Below are 13130 nucleotides of genomic sequence, written 5' to 3' on the forward strand. Positions count from 1 at the left end.
AGGGACCTCCCTTGTTATCTGCATGAGGTAGACGCTTCCCTTTGCGACCATATCCCTACCGATCCTTTCGGAGTGCATCGTCCGGAACGACATAGGAGCTGGAGTAGTGAACCCATTGGTCCCTGCGTCCCTCCCTGAAAAGGCGGTCTGCAACCATCCGGCACTCCTGCCAGTCCTTCCGGGAGTCCTGCGGCCCATAACCGACAGCTTGACCGAGTTGATCCAACGTCACCAGCCGTGTGACTCCCGGCGCAGTCGCTACTTCGTAAGTGAAGGTTCCTTTGAGGGAGAACCATCGATTGCGGACGGGAGTTTCGATCAGACGGAAGTAAGTGCCTCCATTGGCGAACATGGCAGCAGCCGCGCTCTCGTTCGATTCCGGCTCAGCATTCATGAAATCCGTGAACTTCTGGAGAAGTTCTTCGTACTCGGCGTTGAGGACTTCATCCACTGCTCCGTCCTTCTGCACGTACCGGTCACTGAGGCTTCCGCTGCCGCCCTTCAGTGACGAGCGGAGCCACAGGCGTACTTCCTCCACAGACTCTTCCGATGGTTCGGTCTGAAGGGCTCTGGCAAGGGATTCGTATGTGAGCGCCACGACAGAGAGGTTCATGTGTCTTAGCAGGGACGCAAATCGCATCATGTTGGCTGCCAGTACTTCAGTGTCCGTTTTCATCAGGCTTCTTTCGCGGGGTAGGGGTAACGCGAACCACGGGAGGACGTCGCCTTCACGGTATCCCGGCTGTGACTTTCAACAGTAAATGGCGGCGTTTTACCGGGCATGGAAGCCGAAACTCGTTCCCATTTACAGGGTGCCCTCGTTTGGTTCATAGTCGAGGCATGAGAGCGGCTGACATTCTCCCCGAGGATGCCCCCGACCCCCGTGCCGAATGGGTCGAGAACCTGAAACTCATGCCTATTCCGGTGCTAGGGCTCATGCCCCAACCGTCGCTGGAGGACACGGACTCCGTCGGTCTGAGCTACGGCTTGGATGATCGTGGGTACAGCGAAATGACGGCGAGCATCACCTACACGCTCTGGCGAAACCCGGATGACCGCTCAGACCGCGTTAACCTCGCGGATCTCGACGAGGAGACACGCAGGGCGATCGAGGAAGTTCCGCCATGGCCGCGGCCCCCTTGGCTGATCGAGCAGGTGGAGCGAATGCGCTATCCGCAACTGTGGGAGGCAGTGCGAACCACCTGGCACCGTGAGCAGTCCGAGCGCTCTTCAGTTCAAAGCCTCCTGGCTGACCATGTCAACCACATCCTCATGAACCAGTACCGGCAGGAGCTCTGGCCGGGCGGCAAACCGTGGGACCAGCACGCACCCGCAGTAACCGGCCGGATGGTCAATGGCCAAGCCAGGACCGTCATCAACGGAATCGATGTGCCCGGTGCGGAGGTCGATACGGACTCGTTCGTGTACGGCATCGGAGCCCGACTGGCAGGCGGTGGCGTCGTAACCGCAGTGCTTCCACGCGCTGAGCTGAGGCGCATCCAGGTCCAGTTCACGACCCGGAGCTAACGGTCACACGCCAGCGTCCGTAAGCCGACGGTTTACCGGGCACCTCTCGAGTCGGATGGGCACGTGCCGTTTGGTTTGAAGACCTAGCCTGACCTAATCGTCGACGCCGGAAAGGCTGCATCACCAGAGGTGGGTACCAACCAAACCGTCCTGATGGGCTCCAATCAAGTTGACACAGTCAAACGCTGGCGGGAAAAATGCACCCGACAGGTCACACAAGTGGACCTCAACTACGAGCCAAGGGGCCTTGGAGGCGGTTTCTGGTGCCCATCGATCCGAATTCGCTTCCAAGGATCGTCTATTGAACTGGAGTTGGGTGAGCCAGGGACGGGCTGTGTTCCAATTCCGTCGTCCAACAACATTATTGTGCGGGAGGAGTCGGTGAGGGATCCTTCACCAGGCTCCCTGCGCAATCCTGGGCTGCGGAGGGATCACGTGAGCGCCTGTGCGCCGACCACCCCAGGGAAGGGCGGCCCGATCCGATCGGAATGGAGGAGAAGTGGAAGGAAACCGACTTGAGATGCAATTTCTGGACGCAATGACCGCGGTAGCCCGGCTGGTACTTCAGCCCGGCAGCGGACGTACCTACGACGTCACCATGGATAACGCCGGTCAGTTCATTTCTGAGTTCTTCGATTGCTCTCAAGGTGGTGCCGCGTACGCCATCTGGATGGAGGTCAGCGACTACTTGGACGACCCAAGGGGCCCGATGACGGAGGAAGCGTGCGAGCAGGTCGGACGCAAAGTGGCTACTGAATGGCTGTCCGTCGACCAGTCATCTCCCGAGGCCGTAAGCACGTTCTTTGCCCGGTGGCGCAGCCCGGAGCCGTGGCCAGCTTAAGAGCTGGGAGAGGATCTGCAATCGGAGGCGTGTTGGCGATGCTTCCTATATGCCACCCTGACAAGTCTGACCGCCGCGACAGCGCCCGGTGAAGGATCCTTGACCGGAGACATTATTGCGCAGCGAGATCCGGATTCACGAGGGTGCGGGCAGGTGCCATCAGTGCATGGGCCATTGCTAGGTTTCTGCGTCGCGAATGATCTGTTCAAGATATGCCACATGGGAGAGGAAGGCTTTTCGGCCCGTCTCCGTCAGCGAGGCCCAGCCGTGTGGGCGGGTGTTGACCGTGCGAGAGGAGAGTTGTATGTAGCCGGCTTCCTCGAGCCGTTTGAGGTGTTTGCTGAGAACTGAGGGGCTTATGTCCAGGCTGTCACGCAGGAGCTGGTATTCGGTGTCGCCGAGCCGGTGCAGGAGGCTGCAGATTCGCAGGCGGTATGGGCTGTGAATTACGTCGTCCGAGGCTGGCAGCGGAGATTCTTGGGCAGGCATTACCGGTTCTCGCGGATCGAAGTGGCGAGTGCATTCTCCATTCGGGCGCTTGACCAAAGGCATGCGGCCCCTGCGAGGACGGATCCGAGCCAGAGTACCCATTCCTCTTTTGTGATGGTGAAGAGGAGGATGCCGGCTGCCCCGAATACGAGTACGGCTGCCGTTTGGAGCAGCCCCCATCGAAGGGCCAGGCTGTCGGCCCAGGGATCGGCTTGGGTCTTGGTCACCCAGGGACGGATAAGGCCTAGTCCTACCGCAGCTGCGGCGCTGATGGAGATAACCAGGATGAACGCGCTACCTTCCAATCCGAAAGCCCGGATAAATGCAACCACCGCCAGTGCAAACCCGAAGCGGTACCAGAATGGAGCACGAGCCCTCTGGGTGGCCCTCGATGTGTCCTGCCGGAGCATTTCAAAGGCTTTGCGAGCTGCGGTTGCCTCAGTTCCCCCGTTTTCATTTTCCATCTTGGAAATCTATCGATTTCTAATGCGGAAAGTCAAGAACCGATGATCGGGTTGAGTTGATTTCAGCGTCCCAAATGCGGTCGTCCACCATGCACGTCAGCGCCCGCATGGGATCGGCTACCGGGCGCAAGTTCGTCGAATCGAATTGTGGTTCAAGGGCTGTCTCTTCTGAAGAAAACGGCGGCGGCCTCTTCTGTCGCCGAAAACCGCACAGAAATGGCTCTTGGCGGAGGCACTTTCCAGACATCGCTGGTGCCAAGCAATTCAAAGGCCTTGGCATCAGGAAGCAGCCTCATCTCGCCGTAAGGCTCCTGGCAGGAGTAGAGCTCAACAAGTCCCATGGCAAGGAGTTCAGAGACGACGTTCATTGCCTCTAGGACTAGGGATTCCTCACTGGCTGAAGGGTAGAGTGCTCGGAGTTCCCAAGGCGATTCCCATAATCCTCCGTAGTCCTCAACGGCCTGCCACAAAAGGATGCGCTGGCTTGCAGAAAGGTCCGGAACCGTCATGGCTGGATCATACGGCCGTCTCTCTCGAAAGCGTCCGTAAGCCGATCCATTACCGGACGTCGTTTGCTGAGCTTCTGAACGTCAGAACCATGAAGCGGAACGTGAGGCGCGAGAGCTTTGTGGCCGGCGGGTAGACTTCCTGATGGCAACGCGGGAGTGCCCGCCACATGCGAGGGGGCACGCCACAATGGGCAAAGAGCAGCAGCCACAGACCGGTCATTCCGATTCAACGGTGCAAGACGACGCACAGACATTGCCAGCTGATGGGACGGCCGCCCTTGTCCCTGACGGTGCGACAAGGTTCAGGCGCTATTGTCTAGGATTTTTTTACCTCATGTCGGGGTCGGCCGTTGCCTGGATTACGATCATGAACACGGTAGCGGTGAATGGGAAGTTTCTGGATTATCAGGCTGCTGGCAGACCCGTGCCGGCTGGTTGGATTGCCACAGTTGTTGCTGTGATCGTGGGCTTCGCCGTGGTGTCCCTCGCCGGCCTCTTTGTGGGAATCTGGAATCTACTTTCTTTGAAAACCATGACCCCGTCCCCACTGATCGCAGGGATTTTCTTCTCTGCAGCGTCCGTCGTGATGTTGATGCTGTTTTTTGACGACTCATCCAAGTTTGCTTGGGCATTCATACAGGCCCTTGTCATTTTTATGACGATCAGAATGCTACGGCAGGAAGGCTGGCGCTCTCTCAGAGCCGTCCGACGGCACAAATACCCCGAAAATGCCCGGTAGAGCATGGCTATGCGGACATATTTATGGGGTGTCTCAACGAAAAGACTAACGGCCTCCTGATGCGCGCCATCATGGTTCCCATGACATCTGAACTTGATTGGGCGCGCGTCCATGAAGCTTTCGGGGATGACCCCGGTGTGCTCCCCGATGGAGAGTTGGTCGGGAGTGTGGAACACGACTGGGATGTGCTGTTTGCGATGCTGCACGACAGCGATTGGAAGGTGACGACCAGTGATGGCCATTCACCGCTTCCACCCGACAGGCACGGTCTTGCCGAGTTTGAGATTGTTGCCGTTTGGCCGATCGATGGAGTGCGTGTCAACTTCTTCCCAGGACCCGACGGCGTATATTTCGACATCGACCTTCGGGAACTCGTCGACCAAGCCGCAATGGACGGGCTAGCCCACTTGATGCGCAAGCTCGGAGCAACGATTCGTCGAGATGTCGTGCTTAGAGACGAGGGGTCAAGAGGTGCCCCAGTCATTCGTTACGCCACTGCGACAGACCTGTTCACAATAAGTTAGACACAAAAAGACCCCTTCAATGACCCATACGTTGCACACCCCAGCCCGCCCGGTGAAGGATCCTTCGCCGGACGTTCCTTGGTGGCTGCCGGCTGTGCAGGCGCCTCACGTGCCGGACTTGTTACGGAGCTATTGTGGCTCCAGTATGTCGAAGTGATGGAGGATGAGCTGTGAATGCGCATGAAAGGGTTCAGCTCGACCTCGATGAGGATGAGCGCGAGGTACTGAGGCGGGGCCTGACCGACTGGGCCGGTCCGGCGGCCCCTACGGAGGCCATGGCCTTGGCTATGGGCTTTCGTGACGTTGCTGATTTGATTGCCGACGGCGAGCGAATTGCTGCGTTCATCCGGGCCGGACGATCCCTGACAAAAGCTGACTGGCGCCGGGCCCTGCTGGCAACCGAGATTGCTTTTGCTAGCAGCACAGTTGGGGCTGGGCTGGACTGGTCTATCGTCACCGGCTATCAAGACGACGAAACCATAAGGATCCTCAGAGCGATCCAACGCAAGATGGGTGGCAGTAGAACCTGGCCTGAGAATGGGCCTTCAACGGCCGAGTCTCCGGATCGCGATTCAGAGTGGACAAAGCCTCTCTTCCCTCCCCCGGGCAGTTGGAGGGTGCCTGTGCACCCGCAGATGGAGCCGACCGCGGTGCTGCCAATGGAGGCGGGTGAGAATGTCGCAGGAATGGGATCCGTGACAACGCGTCAACAGACAAGGCGGATAGCCGAGGGCTTGGCGCTAGGTGTCCTGGCCTACGACGTAGTACGACTGCCCAACGAAAGGACCGCACTCGAAACGGCTTTGAACAGTGCCTGGGAGTCGTGGCCCAGAGCGGGAGACTTCGGGAACGTACGCGTGCCAGAGGCTGGACGGGACATCTGGGCTGGCATGGAAAAGTCGGGAGGCCGCCGCGGTGTTATAGCGGCGTGGGAGGACCACTCCGTTCCTCACTTATTGCCCGCCTTTGCGGATGTGCCGATCGCCGACTGTCTAAATCGCATTGCCGACGAGCAAGCGACAGCAGACGATTGGATTTACCTTGGGTACCTATTCTTAAAAGCCCTGTACCAAACAACTGTGACCGAGCCTCAAGGGTAGTCGTGTGGGGCCGGCTTCCCGCCCGCAAAGAGATCCCTCACCGGACATCCCAGACATAACGTCGGGCCGTCCACGGAGTGCTTTGAAGAGACTGACTATTGGCCTGAGGATCCCGGCAGTCTTTTCTGTGTCCGTGGCGGGGGCCAACTAAAGTCAATCTGCACCGGCCTCTTGTCCGTTTTTGGATCGGGAACGCCTCTGTCCCATCGCCGGGCCCGCGCGTCCCAGTCCTCACGCGCCCAATGGACGAGAAGCCAGGCGTAGAGACCGATGCCGGCCGGCAAAAACAGGCGGGCCCATTGACCGTCTGATGCCGAGGATATGACTGACATAACCAGCGCGACGAGGCCAAAAGCTATGATCATCGCGGCAAAGGTCGTCATGAACCAGAGCGGCGCGACTACCGGGACGTACTTCCCACCGAGGGTTATTTCATCCCGTCGATAGCTATAGAGGTCACCGTCAGTCGTCCAGGCTAGGACTCGGTCCTCCCCTGCGGCGACGGCGCGGTCGTGCCATCGCTTCACGCCCTCCTCGATCTCCCGACGCAAAGTCACGTCTTCCGCGTGTGTTGCAGCAGCGCTAACCGACTCCGTCACGCATTCCCCCACATAGACATGTCTACCTTGGCCACAGGAAGGCGCCTAAGAAGACCAACCCGGCGGTGGCTACGATACCGGCTGCGACTTTCGACCAAGCGAGTTGCTGCTCGTAGGTCTTGAACTGATTCCCCTCAGGAAGCCACGCCCAACCGTCGACACCGAAACGGGCCATGACGTGACGCATCAGGTACAGCACAAAGCCGCTGAATATCAGGAAGGCCCCGACAATGGCGAGGAAGGGGTCACCCATCTAAATACCTGCCCACGGTGGACGGAAAATGAACGTCAGCACCACAATCATCACGCCCCAAACGATCAGCACAGAGCAGAAAAACACCCCGAGCATCTCGAAACCCCGAACCCGTTCCGCATCTAACTCCGCGTATGCATCACGGTCCGATTCGGACTTGGCGACGGTGGATTTCCGGCCCAGCATTTCCAAAGCGACCCAATACTGCCGGCGGGCGATCCACTTTCTGAGCGGCAGCCACACCAAACCAATCCCGATGAAGACGAACCCCAGCGTCATGCTCCCCCTTATGTCCTCGTCGTTTAATCATCCTAGAAGCGATTACCCCGAAGACATGGGGCAAACGGGTTGTCCAGCTCATGGTCTGCTACCTGCATTGATCAGCTTTGGTGGAATGCGATGGGGCTTAGGGACTCGCTCAGCTCTTCCTGGGTTCCAACGCGCGTTGCACGGGACTGCCCACCGATCCGGTGTCCGGTAGAGGATCCTCCACCGGACACCCATTCCGGCTGCCTACCTCAACTGTTGTGTTCGGCCAGTCTCATAATGAAGGACGCCATCGCGTTCCAATGCGAACAATCTGTCGGCGACTTCCTGTGCCTGGGGATCGCCGCAAGATATGGCGAAGAACCGCGGAGAGATGAAATCGAGGAGGCATCCTTGCTCGGCAAGTTCAGAGGCCAGGGGCTGCCAGGCGTTGGGGTCATCCGATTTCAGCAGGACTCTGAATGTGAAGTTGAGAGCGTCACGCTCCACTCCGGTGGCAACAAGCGCGTTCTCCGCCGATCGCATCACGTTCACGCGGTCGCCAAAGTTGACGTCATAGAGATACGCGGGGACTGCCAGGACAGTCGCTGTGCCGTCCTTTTCCAAGCGACCCCGAAGACCCTCCCACATCTGCTCCGTGTCAGGTTCAGGGGGCACCGCAAACCATAGGGTCTCTTCCGCTTCCTGAGCTTCTGGAAGCGGCTGGAGTGAGCCATCGTTCCACTGCGCCACGACGCTGGGATGTTGCCGGTAGTCAGTCACCAGCTGAGACTACCCAACGAACGCATCCATGAGAGGGCTTCGGCGGACATGCATGCCCTGTGTCCGATGAGGGATCGGCTTACGGGCGTGTGTTTACCGGAGATATCCAAAGCCCGGACGTTGGGACCATCAAATGAAGGGACCCCACTGGAAGACGGTGTGGTCTTAATACATGTCGGTGCTTTGAGGCGGCGAACCGCAATGAATCGTGGATCCTTACTTTTGAGGACTCTGAGAAGTACTGACTGGCTGGATTTCTCTAGGCAGTCTGGCCGCTCTCCTCGTCGTTGACCGCCCGATCGCCGTCTTTGGCCATGCTGGCTTCGGGCTGGAACATTCCTGCAAGCCAGGCTCCGATAAATGCAGGGTAGTACGACACAGAGAAAAACTGGCTGGGGCCATCTATAAGGGCCAAGACAAAAAGTACGGCAATAAGCACAGTCAGCACGGACAAAGTAACGAGGAGCCAGCGGGCAGGAGCGAATACCAACTCAGAGCCCTTGGCGTGCCCGCGTAGAAGATAGACCGCACCACCGCCGGCGCTTGCAACGACGAACAGCAAAGCAATCCAGCCAAGAACATCGCCGTCTCCGTGTTGACCCCCGGATACTCCCAGTGCCAACGAAATCAGTGTCAGGAAACTAACAATGCATACAGCCGCCGTGCGCTGCCTTCTTTGCCTCACCGTGGCCATGGGATCATCGAACGCCAGTGCGCCACCTCTGTCAACGTTCCGTTAGCCGGCGGCGCGCATAACGTCCCGATAGGGAACCAGCTAACGGGAGGACGCGGGCGGGCCTTTGCCGAACCGACAACCGGGGAGCGGTGGCTTCTTCCGCGTCCTGGAGCACCGCTCAACAATCAAGTGGTCGGGGTCAACCCTGCTCTTTGGTGTTGACGTTGTCTTCGTATCGAAAATCGCGTTGAAGGTTCTTGATCATCTTCCTGGTCAAGAACCAGCTCAGAACGGCGGCGATCGCAGCTATTGCCGCCCACCATAGACGTTCAACCGTAGGATTCTGAAAGGCGAGAAAGATGATGAAAATAGCACCAGCCATGAACGCGGCAGACTGACCGGCCCAAAAAATGGTCCCTCGTCTTACTATTGGATGAACCCATTCCTTGGCCCGTCCCTTAAACCGATGGCCCATACATCCCCTTTGTTTAGACCTTCCCGAATAAGGACCTCAGCGTATGGCCGCGCCGGCCGGTTTTGTAGAGCCTAGGACAAGCGACAGGATATCCAGCCATTAGAGACAACATACAAGTGGCTGTGACAGGTTTGGAGGGCCCCGGTAGGACGGATGTATCTGGCCCCACTTCGTGACTCGCCGGGCACCTGTGACGGTTATTCGTTGCCCCACCTTCAACGTTGGATTCATCAGTGCATGGATGCGACGGAAGGCTGGTCTTGGGTGGAGTCGAAAGTGGAGTTGTTCGCGCAGATCCGAAGGGATGCCCGAGTTGAGGGCCTCTCGGTTCGTGCTCTGGCAGCCAAGCACAGGGTTCACAGAAGAACAGTGAGGCAGGCCTTGAAATTGGCAGCCCCTCCGGAGCGGAAACCAAGACGAGGGGTCTCGTGGCGACTCGAGCCGTTCAAGCCCTTCATCGATGCCATGTTGATCGAGGACACCGCAGCGCCCCGGAAGCAGCGTCATACAGCGCGCAGGATTCTCGCCCGGCTCATTGAGGAGCACGGAGCGGAGGATCTGTCCTATTCGTCGGTACGGGACTACGTGCGAGTCCGCCGGGCACAGATCGATGTGGAGGCCGGCCGCAGGGTCGAGGTTTTCGTTCCGCAGGAACACGCCCCCGGTGCAGAGGCGGAGGTCGACTTCGGCGAGGTCTGGGTAATCCTGAACGGCGTGAAGACCAAGTGCCACATGTTCGTTTTCCGGTTGTCCCGGTCCGACAAGGCCATCCATAGGGTTTACCCGACACAGGCGCAGGAAGCTTTCCTCGAGGGACATATCGAGGCTTTCAACGAAATCGGCGGCATCCCGGTCAAACATATCCGTTACGACAACCTGACCAGCGCAGTCACTACTGTGGTGTTCGGTCAAGGTCGGCAGAGGGTTGAGAACGACCGATGGGCGTTGTTCAAATCCCACTACGGGTTTGATGCATTCTATTGCCAGCCTGGCATCGCGGGAGCTCACGAGAAGGGCGGTGTTGAGGGCGAGGTCGGCTGGTTCCGTCGTAACAGGCTCTCCCCGATGCCCGCCGTCGAATCCCTCGATGAGCTCAACGATCGCATCCGCTGTTGGGAATCCCAAGACGACAACCGGCGGATCAATGACCGTCTCCGCACCATCGGGCAGGACTTCGAGGCTGAACAGCCGTTCCTTGCAGCATTGCCGGCAGAGGAATTTGATCCAGGGCTGGTGCTGACCCCCCGTGTTGACCGGTCTTCGATGATCACGGTGCGGATGGTGAAGTACTCCGTCCCGGCCCGGTTCATCGGCCACAAGGTCCGGGTCTCCTTGCGGGCATCCGAAGTCGTGGTGTTCGACGGACGTGTCGTTACTGCCAGGCATCAGCGGATCGCTGCCAAGCGTGGGCAGTCTGTCCAGCTGGATCACTACCTCGAAGTTCTCAAGACCAAACCAGGCGCATTGCCTGGATCCACTGCCTTGGCCCGTGCCCGCGAATCCGGGGCGTTCACCAGCGCCCATGAGGCGTTCTGGGCAGCATCGCGCAGGGTTAACGGTGACGCCGAGGGAACCCGTGAACTGATCGAGGTCCTGCTGCTGCACCGCTCGATGGGTGCCGAAGAGATCGAAGCTGGAATAGCGGCAGCCCTGGGCGTGGGCGCCGTGAGTGCGGACGTGGTCGCTGTTGAAGCCCGCCGACACGCAGCTGGCGTTCCGGTGGGTGGGGCCAGCTCGGAACGTCATCGTGGTGGTCAAGACGCAGTGAATGTGCAACGAGTTGTCAGCCTTACCCAGCGCCGGCTCATGGACCCCGCCGCGGTCATCGCAGGGCTGCCTGCTGATGCCCGCCCGCTGCCCTCAGTTAATGGCTATGACGAGCTGCTTGCCAAACGCGCCGAACGTCCATCAGGAACCGCTTCGAAGGAGAACATCTCATGAGCCCCTCAGCACCGGCAGCAACCATCACTCCGACCCTGCGCCGCAGGCGGGGCCTGACAGAACAAGCCGCTGTCGCGGCCGTTGATCAGGCCTGCCGCCGCTTGCGTCTGCCCACTATCCGGGCCGTCCTGGATGAAGCCCTGACAGTTGCGGGGAAGGAGCAACTCTCCTATCAGGGTTTCCTGGCCGAACTGCTGCTCGCGGAGTGTGATGACCGGGACCGGCGCTCCTCGATCCGCCGAGTCAAAGCCGCCAACTTTCCTCGGGACAAATGGATTGGGGATTTCGATTTCGGAGCCAACCCAAACATCAACTCCGCAACCATCCATACCCTCGCGAGCGGAGACTGGATCCGCAAAGGATCCCCCCTGTGCCTGATCGGGGACTCCGGAACGGGCAAATCCCACTTGCTGATCGGTCTCGGGACCGCTGCGGCGGAGAAGGGCTACCGCGTCAAATACACCCTGGCTACCCGTTTGGTGAACGAACTGGTGGAAGCCGCCGACGAGAAAGTACTCGCCAAGACCATCGCCCGTTAGGGCCGAGTGGACCTGCTCTGCATCGACGAACTCGGCTACATGGAACTGGACCGCCGAGGTGCCGAGTTGCTCTTCCAGGTCCTCACTGAACGCGAAGAGAAGAACTCCATCGCTATCGCCTCCAACGAATCCTTCTCCGGCTGGACCAAGACCTTCACCGACCCCCGGCTGTGCGCAGCGATAGTAGACCGGCTGACGTTCAACGGAGCCATCATCGAAACCGGCACTGATTCTTATCGGCTCGCCCACACCATCGCCCAAAGAGCTGCCAATTAGCGGATGCGGGCGGGTTGCCGTTGCTAACGCCAGCACTCAGTCGTAGAGATTCGCTGCCTGACTGGGGTTCCGATATTGACCGTGGGGCACGCGGCCCGGAGCCGGCGATGGACTGCGGAGCGCCGGTGAAGCTAACGGTTGAGCGGAACGTGGCACAAGCCAGCCAGAGCCAGAGAAACGTCGTAGACGCCGTGCTTTTCCTCGAGTGAAAGAACCGGCTATCAAGTGGGCACGCTGGAATACGCGACCTCCGCAGACATGAGGCGTAGCCTTAGCGGCATGGGGAAACTGTCAGCTGGCATCGTCGTACGAGCCACAGTGGTCAGCACGGCCTTGATGTCGTTGGGAACCGGATGCGCAGCGCCTGGTCAGTCCGCCGGTATCCCAGTTCAGTCTGCCGATAATCAGGTTTCGGTAAGCAAACCTGACGTGGTGCTGTGCCAGGGTAACAGGGTACCGGTTCAGGCACTGGAGAACCCGAGACCGGCAAGCGAGCTGGCACCCGAGGCTGCACCGGCCCTCCAAGGCCGCGGCGTCTCGGCTTTTGACCCGTTCACATGGCTGATTGCGCAAGAGAGCAATGATCGCGTGATGCTCATGACCAAGCTCGCAGCTCCCCAAGATGGCGGCCAAGGCGATATCCGCGACTACATGTACATTGTCATTTCCACCCACTCCATGGCCTCGGAACCAGGCAAGCCGGTATGGGATGTCGTTGAGTCATCGACCTGCACGCCCACGCTCGACCTCGGCCACCTGACTGCCGGTACCGTCACCCTCGACCCCTCATCGCCGCCGGCCCCTGAGTCCGACCGCCTCGCGTTGCTGGTCACGGAGTTCGACTGCAATTCGGGTCAGAACGCCGAAGGACGGGTGGAAGTCGTCAACCTCACCGAAACAGAGTCCACGGTCGAGGTCGTCCTAGGGGTGCGTCCGTCCGGAGCGCAAACGGCCTCGTGTCAGGGAAACCCGGCGACACCGTTCACGGTCGATCTCGAACGGTCGCTCGGGGACCGTACAGTCCTCAACGCCGCCGTGATGCCCGCCCGGGAGATCACCGCACCAGTGGTGCGTTGAATCGACGGGCCGCATCAGGCGCGGCAATAGCTGGCGAGCGACGCAACCCAGAAACACCGCCGCGGAAGCGCA

The 13130-nt window shown here is 59.4% G+C and carries 15 protein-coding genes and 1 pseudogene; 8 read left to right on the top strand and 8 right to left on the bottom strand.

The window, feature by feature from the left end:
• Positions 1 to 55: 55 nt before the first annotated feature.
• Positions 56 to 676 (bottom strand): hypothetical protein, encoded by a 621-nt coding sequence (locus tag ACZ881_RS08610; RefSeq protein WP_476114232.1) that lies wholly within the window; start codon positions 674 to 676, stop codon positions 56 to 58.
• A gap of 164 nt (positions 677 to 840) precedes the next feature.
• Here ACZ881_RS08610 and ACZ881_RS08615 point away from each other — a divergent pair, with 164 nt between their 5' ends.
• Both ACZ881_RS08615 and ACZ881_RS08620 read left to right on the top strand, forming a co-directional pair.
• Complete coding sequence (locus ACZ881_RS08615) at positions 841 to 1527, top strand: hypothetical protein (RefSeq protein ID WP_476114234.1); 687 nt, start codon at positions 841 to 843, stop codon at positions 1525 to 1527.
• 499 nt (positions 1528 to 2026) lie between these two features.
• Positions 2027 to 2368: a hypothetical protein gene (locus ACZ881_RS08620; protein ID WP_476114237.1), complete on the top strand. Its 342-nt coding sequence runs from the start codon at positions 2027 to 2029 to the stop codon at positions 2366 to 2368.
• Positions 2369 to 2545: 177 nt separating this feature from the next.
• Here ACZ881_RS08620 and ACZ881_RS08625 read toward each other — a convergent pair whose 3' ends face one another.
• The 3 genes from ACZ881_RS08625 to ACZ881_RS08635 all read right to left on the bottom strand — a co-directional run bounded on the left by ACZ881_RS08625 (position 2546) and on the right by ACZ881_RS08635 (position 3830).
• Complete coding sequence (locus ACZ881_RS08625) at positions 2546 to 2857, bottom strand: transcriptional regulator (protein WP_476114240.1); 312 nt, start codon at positions 2855 to 2857, stop codon at positions 2546 to 2548.
• Positions 2857 to 3321, bottom strand: coding sequence for a hypothetical protein (locus ACZ881_RS08630; protein ID WP_476114242.1), 465 nt, complete (start codon positions 3319 to 3321; stop codon positions 2857 to 2859). The genes ACZ881_RS08625 and ACZ881_RS08630 overlap by 1 nt, the downstream gene beginning before the upstream one ends.
• Positions 3322 to 3473: 152 nt before the next feature.
• Complete coding sequence (locus tag ACZ881_RS08635; protein ID WP_476114244.1) at positions 3474 to 3830, bottom strand: hypothetical protein; 357 nt, start codon at positions 3828 to 3830, stop codon at positions 3474 to 3476.
• A 187-nt stretch (positions 3831 to 4017) separates the two neighbouring features.
• On the opposite strand from ACZ881_RS08635, the gene ACZ881_RS08640 reads away from it, so the two are divergent.
• From ACZ881_RS08640 to ACZ881_RS08650, 3 genes are all read left to right on the top strand, one after another.
• Positions 4018 to 4569: a hypothetical protein gene (locus ACZ881_RS08640; RefSeq protein WP_476114246.1), complete on the top strand. Its 552-nt coding sequence runs from the start codon at positions 4018 to 4020 to the stop codon at positions 4567 to 4569.
• A gap of 80 nt (positions 4570 to 4649) precedes the next feature.
• Positions 4650 to 5093, top strand: coding sequence for a hypothetical protein (locus ACZ881_RS08645; RefSeq protein ID WP_476114248.1), 444 nt, complete (start codon positions 4650 to 4652; stop codon positions 5091 to 5093).
• Between the two features lie 170 nt (positions 5094 to 5263).
• On the top strand, positions 5264 to 6193 hold the full coding sequence (locus ACZ881_RS08650; RefSeq protein WP_476114250.1) for a hypothetical protein: 930 nt from the start codon (positions 5264 to 5266) through the stop codon (positions 6191 to 6193).
• Positions 6194 to 6814: 621 nt separating this feature from the next.
• On the opposite strand, the gene ACZ881_RS08655 is transcribed toward ACZ881_RS08650, so the two are convergent.
• From ACZ881_RS08655 to ACZ881_RS08670, 4 genes are all read right to left on the bottom strand, one after another.
• Entirely contained in the window at positions 6815 to 7045 is a 231-nt protein-coding gene (locus tag ACZ881_RS08655) for a hypothetical protein (protein WP_476114252.1), read from the bottom strand.
• On the bottom strand, positions 7046 to 7324 hold the full coding sequence (locus tag ACZ881_RS08660; protein WP_476114254.1) for a hypothetical protein: 279 nt from the start codon (positions 7322 to 7324) through the stop codon (positions 7046 to 7048).
• A gap of 234 nt (positions 7325 to 7558) precedes the next feature.
• A complete protein-coding gene (locus tag ACZ881_RS08665) occupies positions 7559 to 8074 on the bottom strand; it encodes a DUF4265 domain-containing protein (protein ID WP_476114257.1) in 516 nt (171 codons plus the stop codon).
• 259 nt (positions 8075 to 8333) lie between these two features.
• Complete coding sequence (locus tag ACZ881_RS08670; protein ID WP_476114259.1) at positions 8334 to 8696, bottom strand: hypothetical protein; 363 nt, start codon at positions 8694 to 8696, stop codon at positions 8334 to 8336.
• Between the two features lie 793 nt (positions 8697 to 9489).
• Here ACZ881_RS08670 and istA point away from each other — a divergent pair.
• The 3 genes and pseudogenes from istA (at position 9490) to ACZ881_RS08685 (ending at position 13058) form a co-directional block, all read left to right on the top strand.
• Positions 9490 to 11166 (top strand): IS21 family transposase, encoded by a 1677-nt coding sequence (gene istA, locus ACZ881_RS08675; RefSeq protein ID WP_476115024.1) that lies wholly within the window; start codon positions 9490 to 9492, stop codon positions 11164 to 11166.
• Positions 11163 to 11981, top strand: a pseudogene (gene istB, locus ACZ881_RS08680) (IS21-like element helper ATPase IstB). The gene istA and the pseudogene istB overlap by 4 nt, the downstream one beginning before the upstream one ends.
• A gap of 279 nt (positions 11982 to 12260) precedes the next feature.
• A complete protein-coding gene (locus tag ACZ881_RS08685; protein WP_476114261.1) occupies positions 12261 to 13058 on the top strand; it encodes a hypothetical protein in 798 nt (265 codons plus the stop codon).
• Positions 13059 to 13130 lie beyond the last annotated feature (72 nt).

It is taken from the genome of Paenarthrobacter sp. TE3676, assembly GCF_056279165.1.